This is a genomic window from Paenibacillus oralis (assembly GCF_003863965.1).
In the GTDB taxonomy this organism is placed as follows: domain Bacteria; phylum Bacillota; class Bacilli; order Paenibacillales; family Paenibacillaceae; genus Fontibacillus; species Fontibacillus oralis.
Window position 1 is genome coordinate 4,913,095 of sequence record NZ_RRCN01000001.1, and the last position, 18,817, is coordinate 4,931,911.

Below are 18,817 nucleotides of genomic sequence, written 5' to 3' on the forward strand. Positions count from 1 at the left end.
TTACTAAGCAGGGGGGGAGAGCGACCTTTGTGGCAAAGGGATAAAAGCCATAACTAAATCATAGATTGTGACGATTAATAGAGGTGTAAAATGAAAAAAGCAATTTTATTATTTTTTTTGAGTTTGATTTTCTTGATCGTTCTGCCGCCGCATGAAATCGATGCGAAAGCCGCGCAATCAAAAATTGTGCTGGATGGCCAGGAAATCGCTCTTCCGGAGAATGTGGAAGTTGCCAATATAGATAATAACGTAATGATCCCTATAAGAGTTGTGGCTGAAAATTTAAAATTTAATGTCAATTGGGACCAAAAGGCGCAGAACGTTAAAATCCAAAATAATTCGAATACGATATCTTTAAAAGTGGGCCAACAAGAAGCAGAAGTATCCAATGAACAAGTATTATTAAACACCGCACCTTTAATGCAGAAAAATACGGTTCTAGTTCCTATACGTTTCGTTAGTGAACAAATGGGGCTTAAGGTAAGTTGGAATAATACCGATAAGATTGTTTATCTTACGAGTAACGGAGAAAATGTTGTTCCAACCGAAGAAAATACCGCCGACTCTTTGATACGTATAAACGAAATCCATTTTAACGATAATCAGCTCGTTGTATCTATGAATGGGCAAGTTACTCCAACCATATTTACATTGCAGGACCCTGAAAGAATTGTAGTTGATTTGCCGAACACTGCATTTGCGGATACTTTCCAGTCTTTAAATGCCGGCCTAAACGGGAATTTGGATGTAAGCGGTTCTTCCCAGATAGCTGACATTAGATATTCGCTGTTTAATCAGGATCCGGAACAAGTCCGGATCGTCGTTGAGTTAATGGAAGGTCAAGAAACGCCGTTTAATTATGAATTTAATGAAGGCAATCTGATTGTTAATTTAGGCCTTTCGGAGAATAACTCTGATCTTTCCGGTCCTTACGGTCCTTCCGATCCTTCCGAACCATTTAATCCTGTTGATCCTGTTATTAAACCAGGACTTAGAACAGTAGTGATTGACCCGGGACATGGCGGCAGCGATCCGGGGACAACCAGCTTCAGCAACAGGGCTGAAAAGGAATTTACTTTGGCGTTATCTTTGAAAGTTCAGGAACTCCTTTTAAATGAACCGGATATTAATCTCGTTATGACTCGCGAAAGCGACGTTTATCCCACCCGTACAGAGCGTGTGGAGTTGGCGAATGAATTAAATGCCGACGTGTTTGTGTCAATTCATGGCAATAGTGTCCTTTCCTCACCGCAAACGACCGGGACGGAAACCTATTATTATGAGCGAAGCAGCAGCAAACAATTAGCGGATGTTATTCATAAGCGGTTAGTGGAAGCCATGGGCTTAAAAGACCGTGGAGTGAAAAACGGTAATTTTCAAGTCATTAGAGAGACCCATATGGCGGCGGCTCTTTTAGAGATCGGTTTTCTTAGCAACCCATCCGATGAGGAAGCGATGTTTTCCGAGGAGATGCAATATAAGGCGGCTCAAGCTATTGTCGACGGCATAAAAGAATATTTGGATATAACAGGGACGTAAGATTTATTGGGGGATGTGTTTATTTGAATAAAAAATGGTGTTTTATCGTCTTATTGTTCATTTTAATGACTATGGGAGCAGGATGCGCCAATAAGCCCATGAGTTCTTCTGATCAGGTTCAGTCCCCGAATAGGAGTGTAGATGCTTCCAGTGGGAACGTTGCAGAAGAAAAGCAACTCATAAAAGTGTTTTTCCCGGACCAACAACTTGAAAAACTTGAGGAAAAAAGTGTAGAAATTACAGCTGGTCCAAATAAATTCAAACAAACATTTCAAGCATTACAAAATGATTCCTATCCGGATATAGTATCATTGTGGGCTAAAACGGAATTACAATCGTTATCCTTCACCGATGGAACGATAACATTGGATGTTCATATACCGGATGAAGCAAGATTAGGTTCGACAGGTGAACTACTCGCGTTGGAAGTAGTGAAGAAAGCATTTTTTCAATTTGAAGAGGTAGATCGTATTGAGTTGCTTGTTGACGGAAAAGCCGCTGATAGTTTAATGGGACATGCGGATCTTGAGCACCCTATGCTTCGAGATAAAACCAACAGTAATTAGAATAACGCAGGTAGTAAATAAGCGGTGAAGGAGAGTTTTTCCCCTTCACCGCTTTTTTATTAGCCCAGTACCACTTCAACTTGGTGCACGCCGCCGTCGCCGGCCGGGGCGATGACGTTGCCCTGAATCGGCTGGCCGTCCACGGTGATGTTGGCCACGCCTTTTTCCACGTGATTCGGGTTGCTGATGCGGATCACGTAGGTGTCCCCGCGGAAGACGCGGGTGATTTCATACCCGTCCCAAGCGGACGGTATGCAAGGTTCAACCTTCAGGCCGTTAAAATCGGCCTGAATGCCAAGGATCGCCTGCGTGATCGCAACGTAGTTCCAGGCGGCCGTGCCGGTCAGCCAGGAGTTTTTCGCTTCACCGTGGCGGATCGCGTCTTTACCGGCGATCATTTGCGAGTACACGTAAGGCTCCATGCGGTGGATTTCGCTGATATCCTCCAGGTAAGCCGGAGCGATCTTCGCGTATACCTCAAACGCCCGGTTGCCGTGTCCGAGCACGGTTTCGGCGATCATGATCCACGGGTTGTTGTGGCAGAAAATCCCGGCGTTTTCTTTATATCCCGGCGGATAGGTCGAAATTTCTCCGAGGTTCAGATAGTATTTGGAATACGGCGGCTGTTGCAGCACGATACCGTATTTGGTATCGAGACGCTCGGCTACGGAGACGAGCGCTTTCTCGGCCAGCCCTTCTCGGGCGCCGATCCCGGCCATGACACACATGCCTTGCGGTTCGATGAAAATTTGCCCTTCCGCGTTTTCTTTGCTGCCGATCTTTTGGCCGTAGTGGTCGTAGGCGCGCAGGAACCAATCGCCGTCGAAGCCGTGTTCGAGCGTGGTCTTCCGCATTTTTTCCACATGTGTTTCCGCCTCGGCCGCTTCGGATTTAAGTCCGCGAATCCGGCACAGCTCGGCGAAATCGGGGCCGACGAACACGAACAATCCGGCGATGAACACGGATTCGGCCACCCGGCCTTCGATATTGGCCGTCGTTTGGAACGATTCACCCGGCTCTTTGGAGAAGCAGTTCAGGTTCAGGCAGTCGTTCCAGTCCGCGCGTCCGATCAGCGGCAGACCGTGCGGCCCGAGATTTTCGACGACATGGTAGAAGGAGCGCTTCAAATGCTCGAACAGCGTGGCGGCGTTGTCCGGGTTGCTGTCGAACGGAACCTGCTCGTCAAGGATGCTCAAATCGCCGGTTTCTTTAATGTAAGCGACCGTGCCGAGTATGAGCCAGAGCGGATCGTCGTTAAAGCCGCTGCCAACCTCGTTGTTGCCCTTTTTGGTGAGCGGTTGATACTGGTGATAGGCGCTGCCGTCCTCGAATTGGGTGGCGGCGATGTCGAGAATCCGCTCGCGGGCCCGTTCCGGAATCTGGTGCACGAACCCGAGCAAATCCTGGTTCGAATCGCGGAAGCCCATCCCGCGGCCGATCCCCGACTCAAAATAGGACGCGGAACGCGACATGTTAAACGTAACCATACACTGGTACGGGTTCCAAATGTTGACCATCCGGTTCAGCTTGTCGTCGCCGCTCTGGATTTGGTACTTGGAGAGCAGGCCGTCCCAATACGCCGCCAGCTCGGCCATCCCCTTATCCACATCGGCATCGGTGGCGAACCGCTCAATCATTTCAAGCGCCGGTTTCTTGTTGATAACGCCGGGCGCTTCCCATTTCTCCTCCTCGGGAACTTCCACATAGCCGAGGATGAACACAAGGCTTTGCTCCTCGCCCGGCGCGAGCTTTAGCACCACTTCGTGGGAGCCGATCGGCGACCAGCCGCTGGCCACGGAGTTGGAAGCTTTGCCCGCTACGACAACCTGCGGTTCATGCAGGCCGTTGTACAGGCCGACGAACGCTTCGCGGTCGGTATCGAATCCGTCGATGTCCCGGTTGACGGAGTAGAAGGCATAGTGGTTGCGGCGTTCGCGGTATTCCGTCTTGTGGTAAATGACCGAATCCAAAATTTCCACTTCGCCGGTGCTCAGGTTGCGCTGGAAGTTCGTCATGTCGTCCTGGGCGTTCCACAAGCAAAACTCGGCAAAAGAGAACAAGGATACCTTTTTCGCCTGGGAGCCGGTGTTTTTCACTGTCAGACGATGCACTTCACCATTGTAGCCGAGCGGCACGAACGCCAGTTGGGTAACGGAAACGCCGCCGCGCTCGCCGGTGATCGAGGTGTAGCCAAGGCCGTGCCGGCACTCGTAAAAGTCCAGTTCGCGCTTCACAGGCATCCAGCCCGGCGTCCAAAAGTCGCCGTTGTCATGATCGCGGACATAATAATAGCGGCCGCCGGTATCCAGCGGAATGTTGTTGTAGCGGTAACGCGTCAAGCGGCGCAGGCGTGCGTCCCGGTAAAACGAATAGCCGCCGGCCGTATTGGAAATAAGTCCGAAAAATTGCTCGTTGCCGAGATAGTTAATCCAGGGATAAGGGGTTTGCGGCGTATTAATCACATATTCTTTGCGCTTGTCGTCAAAAGCTCCGAATTTCATGGAAACAACACTCTCCTATCATTTGTGAACGCGCGTTTATTTTATTCGGCAAGCCGCCTGGCGGACAGGCTGCTTCCCGGACATGCAAGGGGAAGCAGCCCGCCGCAGGCGGGTCAGCGGGCCGGCGGCTTGCAGGTGTCCCGGACCACGAGCCGGGTCGGGAAGCTGGTCGTGCTGAATGTCGCCTCATCGGTATCGCACAGCTCAATCACTTTCAATACTGCGGCTTTGGCCATTTCGTCGACCGGGAGCCGGACGGAGGTCAGCTTGGGCGTAATCCGCGAAGCCAACTGAGCATCGTCGAATCCGATGATCGACAGCTGGTCGGGCACGGCGATTCCATGCTCGGCAAACGCTTCCATCGCGGCGATCGCCATGTCGTCGTTGGAGCAGAACAGGGCGGTCGGCAGTTCCTCTTGCTGCGCAAGTCTTTTCGCTTCGCGATAGGCGCTTTCCTTCAGAAATTCTCCCTCCAGGACAAAGTCATTCCGAAGCGGCAGCCCATGCTTTTGCAAAGTGTTCTCATAGGCCAAGTAGCGCTCGCGCCCGGAGTAGGTGTTCATGCTCCCTTTGATGATGCCGATGTCGCGGTGCCCCAGGCCGATCAGGTATTCGAGCGCTTCGGCCGTGCCTTCGTAGTCCATGGAGTTGATGACGGCGAGATGGTTTTTGTTCAGCCGCTCCGCCATAATTTCCGAAATGTCGTAGTCGACCAGCACGAGCGGCGCTTCCTGATCGACCATTTCCCGCACCAGCTCGATGTCTTTTTGCGTGCCGACCAAAATGCCGCCGTCGATCCGCTTTTGCTGAAAAGCCTGCTTGACCTTTTGAAACTCGCCGCGTGAGTATACGGTATGTATCAGAACGTAAAACCCGCGGGCGTTCGCCGTATCGACGACCATGTCGACGATGGGGGCGAAGTAGCTGTTTTGATAAATCCGGCTGGCATTCTCCTGTTCGGTCATGCTGATCGCAAACAAGCCGATCGTATCCGTACGTTTGCCGGCCAGCGCCCTGGCAAAGCTGTTCGGCTCGTACTGGTGCTGTTCAATGACCCGGAGCACCTTGGCCCGCGTTGTTTCGGGAACGTTCGGATAATTGTTGATCACCCGTGATACGGTACTGCGGGACACCCCGGCCAGTTTGGCTATGTCTTCGCTGCGCATATTAGGTCCCCACTTTCGTAAACGCGCGTTTATGAGGTAATTGTAATGGATTGCCGCGAGATAATCAATGGTGAAAAAACGGCGGCTATTTCGCCGCCGCAGGGAGGTGTTCCAGATATTCGCGGATCATCGTGAGCGCTTTGTCGGCGTTTGGCGTGTCCGCCCGCAGCGAGAAGATCATTTGTTGTTTCGCTAACGGCAGTTCGTCAGCCAAGGCGCTGCCCGTGACGTCGATGCCGTATACATGCTCCTGACCGTCATCCTCGGATTTGGCTTTAAGGATCCGGTCGTCGGATAGCAGGGGGTTTAGTTCGGCCGCTTCATTGTCAAGGTTGAGGAAAGCGCCGCCTCCGGACAGCCAATCGAACGAGGCCTTGTCCGTAATATAAATATCCGGCGACGAGGTGGCGATGACGGCCAGCGCCTTTTGCTGATAAGCCATGTCCGCGCCGCTCATGCCCGACTCGTTTTGCCCCGGCAAGTACAACATCTCCAGCTCCAAGCGTTTGAAATCCGGAATTTGGGCGGTCATCGCCTGCGCCAGCGCGTCCGTACCGCCGTTCGCCTCATCGGTCAGGAAATTGCCGACCATAATGATGGACAAGTCAACTGGGGGTAGGGCGGCCAGTCTTTTTTGCTCCTCGCGGTGATCCAGGTATGCGTTAAGACCAAATACGATAGCAATAATGGCTACGAGAGCGATGATGCAATGCGTTTTGTAAACCCGGAAAAAATCGTCGATTTTCTCGGCGGTGCCGGCAAATTTCCCCCATTTCGCGTATCTTTGGCGGCTCATTTCCTCCACTTTGCTCCGCTCTTCCGCTTCGATAATCGTTTTGTAGGCTTTGACCTTGGCCTCATATTCCTGCTCGAACCGGTCGTCCTGCTGGCGGGAGCGGGATTTCCGCAGCAGAATGTCGAATTCCTTCTCGACGTCTTCGCGCGAAGCGTTTTTGGGCAGGCCCAATTGCTCATATGCCTGTTTTAAAATGTCTTTCTCCATCGCCTATCTCCTCTGATTTTGCTCTGAAATCCTGTCATTTTATTATATGGAAAGTAACGCTTACATTTATTATACTTTGTATTTGTAATGAAGGGAAATGAAGCTATGAATCGTCCGGGGCGCAAGGTTTTCTGTACCTGTATGTCATCGTATGGATCTGCATCACGGCGAATATCGTCATTTTTCTGTTTTATCCGGATGTGGCGTTCGTACGCTTTGCGGAAATGTACTGAAGTGTTCTGTGAGCAGGTTAGATGACTTTTGTACGCGCTTTAGGTATATTACTATAAGGTAATCAGAAAAGGCTAATCATGGAAGGGAGAGTTGAAACGATGGCAGAAAAAACGGCTTATGAAGGAACTTATCAGGGAGAAAAAGCGGTGTGGCTAAAATTCGGACGGTATGAGGCAGTCATGCTGCCGGAAATCGGCGGCAATTTGATTGCGTTTCGCGATATCGAAAGCGGTTACCGTTTTCTGCGCGAACCGGCGGAGGACGAAATGGAAAGCTTCAAGAGCAATCCCGGCGTACACGGAATCCCCGTGCTGTTTCCGCCGAACCGGTACGAGGACGGCCTGTTCCCCTGGAAAGGCGAAGTGTATCGTTTTCCGGTAAACGAAGCTTCAACCGGCAATCATCTGCACGGCTTTTTACATACGACGCCTTGGCAGGTGGAGGACTTCGGGCACACGCCTTTGGAAAGCTACGTTACGGTCAAAGTGACCGTTGACGAGCAGCACGATGTGTACCGGTATTTGCCGTTCAAGTTTACGGTAAGGCTGAAATATTCGCTGACTGACGACGGCTTGTCGCAGCAGTTGTTTGTACGCAACGACGGGGAAAAGGAGATGCCTTGTCTGCTCGCTTTCCACACGGCGGTGAACGCTCCGTTTGCGCCGGGAAGCGCCGCTAAGGACTACCGCGTAAAGCTTACGATCGGCGACCGTTGGCAGCTTAGCGAACGGATGCTTCCGACCGGTTCGTTCCAGCCTCTGACCGGCGAGGAGAAGCAGATGCAAGGGGAGGGCATTTATCCGTTTTTCGCGTCAATGGACAATCATTACACCGCCCTGCCGCAAAACGGCCGAAACCGGATGGAGCTGACCGACACGAAACTTGGCGTCACTTTGGTGTATGATGTCGGAACGTCCTACAAGCAGTGGATGATTTGGAACAATGGGGCGAAGGAAGGCTTTTTCTGTCCTGAACCGCAAATTAACCTGGTTAACGCCCCGAATGTCAAGCTGCCGAGCGAGGAAATCGGCTTGTTTAGTTTGAACGCCGGGGAAATTTGGGAAGAAACCGCCCGTTTTTACGTGAAATAGAAGGCAATCCTAAACCAGGAAAAAGCAGCCCGCCGGCATCTGCAAAAGACGCCCAAACGAGGCTGCTTTTTCTTTGACTATTTGGCTCCGAAGGTATGCCGGCTTTAGTTTAGTTGACCCCAGCGGTTACGTTACGTCGGGTGGATGGAATCAGCCGCTTCATTTGCCCCAGATTGCGTTTCGGCACATGGATCGTTTTGATGCCGTGCCGCTCATCCCGAAAATAGACGACATTGTCCTGGATGTCCGAGACTTGAGATAAATTGACGTAACAGTTGGTGCTAATGCGGTAAAAGTTAGGGTCCGAGATCAGTTTCGAGGTCTGTTCGGCGGATAGTCTCTGTTTGATGCTGTAATTCCTGCCATGAAAGCAAACCAGTCCGTGAACTCCAATCTTGAAGAAATACGTGTCTTTGGGATCGAGGTCCTCATAGACGTTTCTTTCTTCCAGTCCGACATTCATCATACCAAATCCCCCTTTAGATGATGCTACGGAAGCGCTTACAGTATATCACGTTTTTTAAATTTTGGGTAGGGAAAAGGGCGAAATGATAAAAATTTTGGGCTTTTGCTGCCCTCATGCAATTAAGCTGCCGATGTTGGGGGATGAGGGGGACTGGACTTTTATGGCAAAGTGAGGAACAATAAAGAGAACGACAACTTTAGATTTTAATTAACCAGGAGGTATGCGAATTGCCACAGACACAACGTTTGCTGTTATTTGTAGGATCCTACGCCGAGGCGGCGGATCCGGGAGTTTATGTATATGAACTGGACGCTGCCAGCGGTCAGATGAACCGGTTAAGCGCGGTTTCCGGACTCAAAAATCCAACGTTTGTTAGCGTCGATCAAGCCGATGGCCGCTTGTATGCCATTTCGGAAACCGTCTCGGAAGGGGAACGCATCGGCGAAGCGGCCGCTTTTGCCATCGATCCCGCAAAAGGGGAGCTAAGCGAACTGAACCGCACCATGACAATTCGTCCTTCTTCTTCGCATATTCAGCTGGATCGGACGAACCGTTTTGCCGCAGTGTCGGGGTATCACGGAGGAAACGTCGGCCTCGTCAATGTTCAGCCGGACGGCCTTATCGGCAAGCTGACCGATGAGCGGCAGCACGAAGGGAAAGGAGCCGATCCGTCAAGACAGGACCGGCCGCATCCGCATTCGGTCATCTTCAGCCCGGACAACCGGTTTGCGCTGGTTGCGGATTTGGGACTGGATCTCATTGTGGTATACGAGCTGGACGGCCAGGCCGAACGGCTGGTGCGCAAAGGTGAAGCGCACACGCCGCCGGGAGCGGGGCCGCGCCATATGGCCTTCCATCCTAACGGGCGTTTCCTGTATTCCATCAATGAGGTGAATTCCTCGATCTCCGCTTTTTCGTATGATCCGGCATCCGGGCGGCTGGAGCTGCTGGATACGGTACCGACCCTGCCTGTCGGATTTACCGCGGAGAACACGACGGCAGAGGTCGCCATCTCCCAGGACGGCCGTTATCTGTACGGCTCGAATCGCGGCCATGACAGCATCGTCCAGTTCGCCATCGATCCGTCCAGCGGCAAATTGAATTATGTGGAGCATGTATCCAGCGAAGGCGGACATCCTCGTCATTTTGCGCTGACACCCGACGGTAAACATCTGATCGCGGCCAACCGCGACTCCAACAACCTGGCTTTGTTTACGGTGGATGGGGAAACCGGCCAACTGAAATTTACCGGCCACACCGCCGAGGTGTCCAAGCCGGTTTGCGTGAAGCCGGTATTCTTTAACCGGTAGGCAGCCAGCGTATAGAAACCCCGAACGCGGGCCCAGCCCTGCTCGTCACTAGCGAGCAGGGCTGGTTTTGTTATACTAGGACTCGACCCAATAATCAGTACTTGACAGTAGTCAAGCCGGCAACCGATTGTGTAATGCCTGAAGGGCGTTGAAAGCTTGAGAACTGGGAAGGCCAGTGGGTTGGTCGGCAGATCAACATCCGCTGTCCGAATGCTTTGCACGATAATCCCGTTTGATCAGGAAGCAGAGAAGAAGATAAATTTTGGAGAAGCAGATACGTTTGGGAGAAGAAGATATGTATAGGAGAAGCAGACATGTTCGAGATCATTAGACAGGTTTGTGAGAAGGAGGTTTAGGAGAAGAGAAGCAGATCTGACGGAAGGGATGGGGCGAGACACAGGAAAAAGAAAAAACCGTGATTTTGCTGCATCCTGAATCCGTTTGCAGTAACGTCCGTACCATTCAAGCATTTCTATCAGGCTGCAGCCGCAAGGGGCTGATTCGGTTGGAGGTGGTCTTGTAGGTGACCCCGATCATCTGGCTCAGCCGTATCGCCGAGATGCCGCCATGGAGCAGGAACAAATCCAGGGCCTCGAACCACTTCAACAGAGGCAGCCGGTTTCCTTCGAAAATCGTGCCAAATAGAAGCCCATGTTTGATGCTTGCACCTTTCGCACTCGAATAAGGGGATACTGCCCCTCCCCCTGAACGAAAGGGATAATCGTGCAAAGCAGTATGCAGGGACACTAAGACACGAACGCTATGTCAAAATCATAATTTATTTCGTCAAGAACTGATTTCGGTTTTGAGCCGATACTAGAATTTATAAAATTTCCGGCGGGAAATAGGCGGATAAGGCCGCTGGAGTCCGTTAGAGCAGCGTCCACAGATTAGAAATAGCAGAAGTCCTCGGTGCTTCGGCTCATGAAAGAAGGGGAATGGTACTTGTAGTAGAACAGAAGAGGGAATGGGTATGGGGTGAAACCACATACCCATCCCTCCAATCGCTCTAACGTAGAAGTCAGAGTCATAAAAGGACGCCGTCAGGCGTTTTTCTTATCTGCCAGTTCATTCCTTCAGCAGACCGGATTCGCGGATTCCGGACCAAAGCTGCTGGAACTGCGGAATATCGAGCTGCTGTGCGGCATCGGACAAAGCGGTTTGCGGGTCGGGGTGCACCTCGACCATGACGCCGTCCGCTCCGGCGGCCAGCGCCGCTTTGGCGCAAGGCAGCAGGATGTCCTTCCGCCCGGTGGAATGGCTGACGTCGACCAGCACCGGGAGATGCGTTTCCTGCTTAAGCAGCGGAACCGCGGAAATATCAAGCGTGTTGCGCGTCCACTTCTCGTACGTGCGGATGCCGCGTTCGATCAGCATGACGCGGGTGTTGCCGTTTACCGCGATATATTCCGCGGCATGCACGAACTCCTCCAGGGTCGCGGAAATCCCGCGCTTGAGCAGCACCGGGATGCGCGCTTCGCCGGCGGCTTTGAGCAGCTCGAAATTCTGCATGTTTCTCGCGCCGATCTGGATCACGTCGATATACCGCTCGGCCAGCTCGATATGGGCCGGGTGGACGATTTCGCTGATCGTGGCCAGCCCGAATTCATCGGCGACTTCCTTCAGCATTTTCAGCCCGTCGACGCCGAGCCCTTGGAAGTCGTACGGGGAGGTTCGCGGCTTAAAAGCGCCGCCGCGCATGATTTTGACGCCGGCGGCTTTCAAGGCGGCCGCGACGGTGCGGAGCTGCTCGTAAGATTCAACCGAGCACGGCCCGGCGATCATCACCTGGGCGCTTGCGCCGATGATATTGCCCTTTACGTTGATGACCGTATCCTCCGGCTGTTTTTTCCGGCTGACGATCAGTTGTCTGGTATGGTCCTCCTCCTGCAGGTTCAGCGAGGCTTTGAAAATTTCCTTGAAAATATGCTTGACCGCCGAATCCTTGAACGGGCCGGGGTTGCGGCGCGTCAGTTCCTCCAGCATCGCTCTTTCGCGGACGGGGTCAAATTTGGGAACTCCCTGTTTTTCCTTGATTTCGCCGATTTCGCGGGCGACGGCGGCGCGTTCGTTCAGCAGGCGCAGCAGCTCATCGTTGATGATGTCCAGTTTTTGGCGCAGTTTGTTTAATGCCTCAGTCACTTTGATCTCTCCTTTTTGAGATAGTTCAAAAATAAGTGCCAAATAAACAAAAAAAGCCGTCCATCGAGGGACGGAATACAGTCGATTCCGCGGTACCACCCTCGTTAGACAACTTTTGTTGTTGCTCAGCTTCGGGCACGGATAACGGTGTGCGGCCGGATCCTCCTACTGACCGGCAGCGCCGGACGTTCAGAGGTCGACTCGGGAGCGAACTTCGGCGGGGCGTCTCCTGCGGGGTGCTTTCAGTCTATGGCACCGCCGTCCCTGACAGGGCGTCTTTCGCTTACTTTTCTCCTTCATCGTCGCTTTCGGTTTACGAAATTATATGCCGAACTATAAAGAGATGCAATGAGATGGGGCAACGCATCAAAACTTTGAATCTGCGGCACGATAAAGCATAAAATCCGGACGTCCGAAAATTTTACAATGAATTAACCAATCTTTTAGGCATTTACATTTGCAAAGTAGCATAGCCTCGCTTAAGATTAACGTCAGAGGTTTTTTTTAGTTTTCTATTCGACCGACGAAGGAGCAGGTAGCCGATAATGACGTTTTTTAAGGAGCTTTTTCAAATGGCGGGATTCCGCAGAGCGCTGGCTCTGCTGTTTGTCGTCCTTGTGCTGTATTTTGCCCGCAGCATGCTTAATATGCTTTTGATCACTTTTATCCTTACTTATCTGATCAATCGGCTGCACAATTTTATCAGCCGCAACGTGGCAAAGGTCATCCGCGTCAATCGGGCCGTGACCCTGGTGTTTATTTATGTTGTCATGATCTCGCTTTTGGGCATCGCGCTTTACTACTATTTACCGGTATTTACCGTGGAACTGACCGATCTGGTCAACCAGGTCATGTCCTTTTATGCGAATCCGCCCGTTTTCCCGGATAACTCTATCCTGAATTACGTTGTGGAGTACCTGAAGGATTTCGATTTGTCCGCTTACATTCATAACGGATTGGATTTTCTGGTCAACACGTTGACGGATATCGGCAAATGGAGCCTGAATTTATTCATCGCGATCATACTCAGCCTATTTTTCCTGCTGGAGAAAGAAAAAGTGACGAGATTTACGGTAAAATTCAGGGGAAGCAAAATCGGAGGGCTTTTCAAAGAACTGGAGTATTTCGGCAAAAAATTCGTGCAGTCCTTCGGGAAAGTGATCGAAGTGCAATTTTTGATCGCTCTCGTCAACTGCATCCTGTCGACGATATTTTTGTGGATTTTCGGGTTCCCGAATTTGTTTGCCCTGGCGATTATGATTTTCCTGCTCGGTTTGGTCCCGGTCATGGGCGTGATCGTATCGCTGGTTCCGCTGTGCGCGATCGCCTTTAAAATCGGCGGGGTGGTCAAAATCATCTACGTGCTCGTGATGGTGGCCGTGGTGCATGCGGTGGAAACTTATTTCCTCAATCCGAAATTCATGTCCAACAAAACGCATTTGCCGATTTTTTACACGTTTATGATTTTGCTCGTTTCCGAGCACTTTTTGGGCGTATGGGGGTTGATTGTCGGGGTGCCGATTTTCATGTTCCTGCTCGATATTATGGAGGTGCCGGTCGGAAAAACGCCGCCTAAGCCAAGACTGCGGAAACCGGTCAAGGAAAAGTAATCCGCGCGAGGCGTGATGAAACCGCTGGATGATGTGTCCAGCGGTTTTCTATCGCATTCCTTTAGGCTTAATTTTTCCATTTCACCTGGTTGTTCTGATAGTCTGCCGCGGGATGCCCCCCGGGCATCCGGTCTTTCCAGGAACGGTTGATCGCCTTTTTCAGCTTTTCGGGAAGCTGCGCTTTGATGCTGTCCGCTTTCTCCCGGTCAAGCTTGCCTTCGGCGACCGCCTGGTCAATGTTCCGGTTTGCGGTCTCCATCAGCTTTTTCAGATATTCATCCTCGCTCCAGCCCTTTTGCGTTTGAACGACCTCAAGGAGCGTTTTGCCTTGTTTCAGTTGCTCCACCAGCGCTTTCGGTTCCATGCCCAGCATCTCGGCTGTTTCCTTGACGATATGGCCGCCGCGGAAATGGCTGTGGTGGCGGTGGAACTTCGATTCGTTTTGCGCGGGGCTTGGGGTCTCCTGCGTTTGACCCGCAGGGGCTGCGCTCCCTTCCGCATACGCGGGGATGGCCGCCGCCATGAGGCTGAAGCCCAACAGGACCGCAAGGGCGCCTTTCATCGCAAAAGGTTTTCGTTTCTGCTTAACCATAGACTTTCTTCACCTCTTCGTTTAGAATAATTTGGTCCTTGCCTTCATCAGTCTTGACCAAAAACGCGCCAAGTATCTTAATAGAAGCTTAATATTTCTTAAAATTCCGCTTAAAGTGCGAGTTCAAAAAGTCAGGTTTATAGGATCGAGAAGGGTTATAATATACGAAATTGTTGTTGATCATGGGAGGAGTTATCCGTGACATTTGGTCCAAGAATGCTCAAAACGGGCATCGCCGTAACGCTGGCTTTATATATCGGCGTGCTGCTTGATCTGTCATCGCCCGTTATCGCGGCGATCGCGGCGATTTTTGCGATGCAGCCGACGATTTACCGTTCCTGGAGCTATTTGATCGACCAGCTGCAAACCAATACGCTGGGCGCCGCTTTGGCGATGCTGGGCGGGATGCTGTTTTCCAATGAACCGATTGCCGTCGGATTAATCTGTATTCTGGTCATCATGATTTGTTTGAAGCTCAAAATGGGGGATACGATAGGTTTAACGCTGGTGACGGTAGTATCGGTCATGGAAGCTTCAGGGCAGTGGGAGTTTGCGCTGAACCGTTTTTCGCTGAGTATGATCGGCATCCTGTCCGCGTTTATTATCAACATTCTCGTTCTTCCGCCCAAACCGAAAGTGCAGTTCGAGCAGCAGGTCCGGGAGACGTTCGACCAGCTGTCGCTGCTGCTGCGGACGGCGATTTCCGACGAGATGAAGGAGACGGTGTTCCGCAGCGAAAAAAGGGCGCTGGAGGATACGATCGGCTCGCTTGCGGACAAGTATAAGCTGATGGAAGAGGAGAAAAACAAGCTGCGCAAGCCGAAGTTCAGCGACAATCGTGGATTGGTCGTCTACAAACAGATGCTCAGCGCCTTGCGCAAAGGCTTTGAGGTGCTGAACGCGGTGGACCAGCATTATTTTCAGGCGGTCCGTTCCCCGGAGCTGAACCGGGAATTCGACGAGCATTTGGAGAAACTGACCAAGTTTCACGAGCACATCATGCTGAAATTCGATGATAAACTAAAGCCCAATTACGGAGAGGCGTTGCAGTTCGAACAGGAAAACGATGCGTTTTTGCGGCGGATGCTGGATCGGTATGCGGCGGAGCGGACCGGGGTATTGCGGTTGTCGATCGTTTCGGCGGAAATGTACGAATACGGGCATCAGCTGGAAAGGCTGAACAGGCTGGCGGATCACACCAGTGCAGCCGCAGCCGCGGGGGAATGAGTGCCTTGAAGAGGTAGTTCAAAAAGTCAAAAACTTCAACTCAGCATCGTCCCCATAAAATAGCGGAACTTTAGGCCCTTATTTTCCAAATTTGAGCCTATTCATCACCATAGGGGAACTTTTGGGTCTTATTTTTCGATGAACACGTTGAAAGGCGATGGCGTAAAATAAGTTGTGTAAGGACAGGTTAGTCTATCAAACGACAAAAAAGTAGGGTATGCTTGGGATTGCGAAGTCACCAAGGAGGAACCCTACTCAATGACAACTATACAACAAAACTCGTTCACAGAACAACTCGAAAATACAATGCAAAGTTTTCTAAAAGAAAAAATTGAAACTCTTTTAAAGGAGCCATTCCTGTAATGAAGTAATTTGCCCCTTGAAAAGAAAAAGCGCCTCCTGTATGCTGGGTCTCGGAATGGTGGCCATTCACTGCCCTAATTGAAGGAGGACGCTCTACATGAAGTATAAGCTGAAACAGAAAAAGAATCAACGAATTACACGAATTACCGAATCGACACTGGTCGTCGGAGCGGATATCGCCAAGAAGATTCATGTGGCTCGTGCAGTAGATTTCCGTGGCATTGAGCTTGGAAAAGACTGCGTGTTTCATAATAGCCAGGAAGGGCTGACGAAGCTGGCGACGTGGATGAAGGAGCTCGGGCAGACACACGGCAAGACGGACATCATATTTGGCATCGAGCCTACTGGACACTACTGGTTTCCGTTAGCAGCCTTCTTACAGGATCAAGGGATTCAAGTCGTAGTGGTAAACCCGCATCATGTCAATAAGTCGAAAGAGCTTGAAGATAACTCACCGACGAAGAGTGACTACAAGGATGCAAAAGTCATCGCAAAACTCATTCGGGATGGGAATTACTCCGAACCGAAGTTGCCGACGAAGGAATTCGCAGAACTGCGGATCCTGATGAACCTCCGCGAGAAGGTATCGGACAGTCTAACTCAAGTCAAAAGCCGCATCGGCAATTGGTTTGATCGATTCTTTCCGGAGTACGCAAAAGTGTTTAAAAACTGGAGTGGCAAGGCATCGTTCATGACCATGCGAGCCTTCCCGTTGCCTGCTGATATCGTCGCCAAGGGCGCTAGAGACGTCCTAGCGCATTGGAAGACGGAAGTCAGGCGTGGCGTTGGAATCAAGCGGGCAGAAGCGCTTTACGCTGCAGCAAGCGTCTCCATCGGTCTGACAGAAGGCATCGTTGCCGCCAGGCTGGAACTAAGTACGCTACTGTCGCAGTTTGACCTGTTTAACGAGCAGCTTGAAACGATTATGCATCAAGTGGCCGGAATTTTGGAGGGCATTCCAGGAACGACAGAAATGCTGTCTGTACCCGGAATCGGCGTTCTGACCGTAGCCGGATTTCTAGCCGAGGTTGGAGATCTGAATCACTACGATCACGGTCAGCAGATCATTCGTCTGGCGGGCCTTAATCTGATGGAAAACAGTTCAGGCATACGGAAAGGACAGACAGGCATAACCAAGCGAGGGCGATCACGCCTACGGGCGCTGTTGTTCCGAGCGGTGATGCCGCTGGTTGCAAAGAATCCGGAGTTCCAAGCGCTTCACCGGTATTACACGACGCGGAGCCAGAACCCGCTGAAGAAGAAGCAATCTCTCATTGCCCTATGTGGAAAACTCATACGGGTGCTTTATACCCTGGGAACAAAGCAAAGAATGTATAACGCCAACGATGTCATGGGCCCCGTTAGGCAAGCCCAGCTGCAACAATTGGCTGCATAAAGTCAAGGAAGCAATCACCCTGCAATATCGCTTATTCACATGTGTACAACTAGACAACGGAAGCACCGGAGAAGCCGACGCACGACACACCGTAAGGGCAACGACCCTGTAAAGGAGCGAGAAACGGCATCCACCCCTTGAGAGGTAGAACGAAGGAATGTAAGGGCATAGACCCAGTGTGACATGGGAGGGTGAACCCCAAGGGCGGAATGTGGAGATCCATTGTGCGATCATAACCAATTATCTACAGTTTTGGAAACGAGAAGATCCTAAGCTCTGTTCCCGCCTACGCTCTTACAGAAAATCGTGGTGTAGACTATATTCTCCACCAGTATCTCTTACACTGTCAAAGTTGAAATATTGAGAATGAACGAGAAAACAGGAGAAGTTATTACTTTATAGTGGGAGGAAATTAAAAATTACTTACAAGTAGAACACCCGGAAGTGGCAAACAGCCGCAACGGATATTACAGCAGGAACTGGGAAACCCGACACGGGGTGATTCCGGATCTGCAAGTGCCGCGGGATCGCCAAGGCGACTTTCAGACGGAACTGTTCGCGCCCTACCAGCGGCGGGAAGCTTGGCTAGAGGACACGGTCATTCACATGTACAAGGGCGGGATGAGCACAAGAGACATCGCCGCCTTCATTGAAAAAATGTTTGGCGCCCAGTACTCGCCAACGACCGTGAGCAACATCACGAGCACGGTGCTGGAAGACGTTGCGGCCTGGCAGGCTCGACCGCTGGCCAAGCGTTATGCGGTCATCTATCTGGACGGGATGTACGTGAAGCTCAAGCGTCAGTCCGTCGCCAGCGAAGTCATTTATATTGCCATGGGTGTCGATGAGGCCGGACACCGTGAGATCCTTAGCTTCAGCCTTGGCGGCAAAGAAAGCGCCAACGGGTGGAGGGATGTCCTGCGAGACCTCTACAAACGTGGCGTGCACGAGGTGCTGCTGGGCGTATTCGATGGCTTAGCGGGACTGGAGGAGGCCTTCCGGGAAACGTATCCGCAGGCCGGCGTCCAGCGTTGCGTCACTCATAAAATGCGCAATACGCTACCGAAAATCCGCGATAAGGACAAAGCGGATTTCGTGACGGACATGAAGACGATTTACAGTGCCATGGATCGCGATGTCGCCATGGCCAATTTCGACCTCGTGCAAGCCAAGTGGGGCAAGATCTATCCGAAGGAGCTCGCGTCGTGGGAGAACGAGTTACCGGTCCTCCTTCGCTTTTACGATTTCCCAACGATGATCCACTATGCCATTTACACCTCGAACCCCATCGAGCGAACAAACAAGGAAATCCGCAAGCGGCTGCGGCCCATGAACAGTTTGACGAACATGGATGCAGCGGAGAAAATTATTTATCTAGAGGCCCTCTCCTATAACGAACGCTGGAGCAGCCGGGTGTTGCGTGGATTCGCGGATGCAAAAACCCAGCAAGCGCTCAAAAAAATGTTTGACGAAAAATATCCCCAGGCCTGAGCCGATGCAGTCGCGTTAGCCAGGTGTGGCACACAAAGCATAGATAACAAGGACACTTTGACAACTGGAAATGAAAAGGAAATTTTTCAGGGGGGATCCCCCCTGAAGCTTGAAAACCAA

General features: G+C 51.4%; 13 protein-coding genes and 1 pseudogene. 8 read left to right on the forward strand and 6 right to left on the reverse strand.

Features of this window, described 5'->3' with window-relative positions; translation table 11 throughout:
• Window positions 1-90: 90 nt before the first annotated feature.
• Both EHV15_RS21910 and EHV15_RS21915 read left to right on the forward strand, forming a co-directional pair.
• A complete protein-coding gene (locus tag EHV15_RS21910) occupies window positions 91-1,539 on the forward strand; it encodes an N-acetylmuramoyl-L-alanine amidase family protein (RefSeq protein WP_128633083.1) in 1,449 nt (482 codons plus the stop codon).
• Between the two features lie 23 nt (window positions 1,540-1,562).
• Window positions 1,563-2,105: a GerMN domain-containing protein gene (locus EHV15_RS21915; protein WP_128633084.1), complete on the forward strand. Its 543-nt coding sequence runs from the start codon at window positions 1,563-1,565 to the stop codon at window positions 2,103-2,105.
• A 59-nt stretch (window positions 2,106-2,164) separates the two neighbouring features.
• Here the strand turns inward: EHV15_RS21915 and EHV15_RS21920 are convergent, their stop codons facing one another.
• From EHV15_RS21920 to EHV15_RS21930, 3 genes are all read right to left on the reverse strand, one after another.
• Window positions 2,165-4,606, reverse strand: coding sequence for a glycoside hydrolase family 94 protein (locus EHV15_RS21920; RefSeq protein ID WP_128633085.1), 2,442 nt, complete (start codon window positions 4,604-4,606; stop codon window positions 2,165-2,167).
• A gap of 113 nt (window positions 4,607-4,719) precedes the next feature.
• On the reverse strand, window positions 4,720-5,772 hold the full coding sequence (locus tag EHV15_RS21925; protein ID WP_128633086.1) for a LacI family DNA-binding transcriptional regulator: 1,053 nt from the start codon (window positions 5,770-5,772) through the stop codon (window positions 4,720-4,722).
• Window positions 5,773-5,857: 85 nt separating this feature from the next.
• The gene (locus tag EHV15_RS21930) at window positions 5,858-6,775 is read right to left on the reverse strand and encodes a type 2 periplasmic-binding domain-containing protein (RefSeq protein WP_128633087.1); all 918 of its coding nucleotides are present in this window, start codon (window positions 6,773-6,775) and stop codon (window positions 5,858-5,860) included.
• Window positions 6,776-7,107: 332 nt separating this feature from the next.
• Here EHV15_RS21930 and EHV15_RS21935 point away from each other — a divergent pair, with 332 nt between their 5' ends.
• Window positions 7,108-8,100 (forward strand): aldose 1-epimerase, encoded by a 993-nt coding sequence (locus EHV15_RS21935; protein ID WP_128633088.1) that lies wholly within the window; start codon window positions 7,108-7,110, stop codon window positions 8,098-8,100.
• A 109-nt stretch (window positions 8,101-8,209) separates the two neighbouring features.
• Here the strand turns inward: EHV15_RS21935 and EHV15_RS21940 are convergent, their stop codons facing one another.
• Window positions 8,210-8,566 (reverse strand): LytTR family transcriptional regulator DNA-binding domain-containing protein, encoded by a 357-nt coding sequence (locus tag EHV15_RS21940; protein ID WP_128633089.1) that lies wholly within the window; start codon window positions 8,564-8,566, stop codon window positions 8,210-8,212.
• 227 nt (window positions 8,567-8,793) lie between these two features.
• On the opposite strand from EHV15_RS21940, the gene EHV15_RS21945 reads away from it, so the two are divergent.
• Window positions 8,794-9,876 (forward strand): lactonase family protein, encoded by a 1,083-nt coding sequence (locus EHV15_RS21945; protein WP_128633090.1) that lies wholly within the window; start codon window positions 8,794-8,796, stop codon window positions 9,874-9,876.
• A gap of 1,068 nt (window positions 9,877-10,944) precedes the next feature.
• On the opposite strand, the gene EHV15_RS21950 is transcribed toward EHV15_RS21945, so the two are convergent.
• Entirely contained in the window at window positions 10,945-12,018 is a 1,074-nt protein-coding gene (locus EHV15_RS21950) for a bifunctional 3-deoxy-7-phosphoheptulonate synthase/chorismate mutase (RefSeq protein ID WP_425464443.1), read from the reverse strand.
• A gap of 545 nt (window positions 12,019-12,563) precedes the next feature.
• Between EHV15_RS21950 and EHV15_RS21955 the strand changes: the two genes are divergently transcribed.
• The gene (locus EHV15_RS21955) at window positions 12,564-13,628 is read left to right on the forward strand and encodes an AI-2E family transporter (RefSeq protein WP_128633091.1); all 1,065 of its coding nucleotides are present in this window, start codon (window positions 12,564-12,566) and stop codon (window positions 13,626-13,628) included.
• Between the two features lie 67 nt (window positions 13,629-13,695).
• Here EHV15_RS21955 and EHV15_RS21960 read toward each other — a convergent pair whose 3' ends face one another.
• The gene (locus EHV15_RS21960; protein ID WP_128633092.1) at window positions 13,696-14,220 is read right to left on the reverse strand and encodes a hypothetical protein; all 525 of its coding nucleotides are present in this window, start codon (window positions 14,218-14,220) and stop codon (window positions 13,696-13,698) included.
• A gap of 198 nt (window positions 14,221-14,418) precedes the next feature.
• Here EHV15_RS21960 and EHV15_RS21965 point away from each other — a divergent pair, with 198 nt between their 5' ends.
• The 3 genes and pseudogenes from EHV15_RS21965 to EHV15_RS21975 form a co-directional block, all read left to right on the forward strand.
• Entirely contained in the window at window positions 14,419-15,447 is a 1,029-nt protein-coding gene (locus tag EHV15_RS21965; RefSeq protein WP_128633093.1) for an FUSC family protein, read from the forward strand.
• Between the two features lie 460 nt (window positions 15,448-15,907).
• Complete coding sequence (locus tag EHV15_RS21970) at window positions 15,908-17,206, forward strand: IS110 family RNA-guided transposase (protein WP_128631682.1); 1,299 nt, start codon at window positions 15,908-15,910, stop codon at window positions 17,204-17,206.
• A gap of 405 nt (window positions 17,207-17,611) precedes the next feature.
• Window positions 17,612-18,697 (forward strand): annotated as a pseudogene (locus tag EHV15_RS21975) (IS256 family transposase); the annotation flags it as partial.
• Window positions 18,698-18,817: the final 120 nt, after the last annotated feature.

Bases quoted from the DNA above. Each gene is read 5' to 3' on its own strand.
- EHV15_RS21955 (WP_128633091.1), top strand. From the start codon at position 12,564: ATGACGTTTTTTAAGGAGCTTTTTCAAATGGCGGGATTCCGCAGAGCG.
- EHV15_RS21925 (WP_128633086.1), bottom strand. From the start codon at position 5,772: ATGCGCAGCGAAGACATAGCCAAACTGGCCGGGGTGTCCCGCAGTACC.
- EHV15_RS21935 (WP_128633088.1), top strand. From the start codon at position 7,108: ATGGCAGAAAAAACGGCTTATGAAGGAACTTATCAGGGAGAAAAAGCG.
- EHV15_RS21930 (WP_128633087.1), bottom strand. From the start codon at position 6,775: ATGGAGAAAGACATTTTAAAACAGGCATATGAGCAATTGGGCCTGCCC.
- EHV15_RS21940 (WP_128633089.1), bottom strand. From the start codon at position 8,566: ATGATGAATGTCGGACTGGAAGAAAGAAACGTCTATGAGGACCTCGAT.
- EHV15_RS21970 (WP_128631682.1), top strand. From the start codon at position 15,908: ATGAAGTATAAGCTGAAACAGAAAAAGAATCAACGAATTACACGAATT.
- EHV15_RS21920 (WP_128633085.1), bottom strand. From the start codon at position 4,606: ATGAAATTCGGAGCTTTTGACGACAAGCGCAAAGAATATGTGATTAAT.
- EHV15_RS21960 (WP_128633092.1), bottom strand. From the start codon at position 14,220: ATGGTTAAGCAGAAACGAAAACCTTTTGCGATGAAAGGCGCCCTTGCG.
- EHV15_RS21910 (WP_128633083.1), top strand. From the start codon at position 91: ATGAAAAAAGCAATTTTATTATTTTTTTTGAGTTTGATTTTCTTGATC.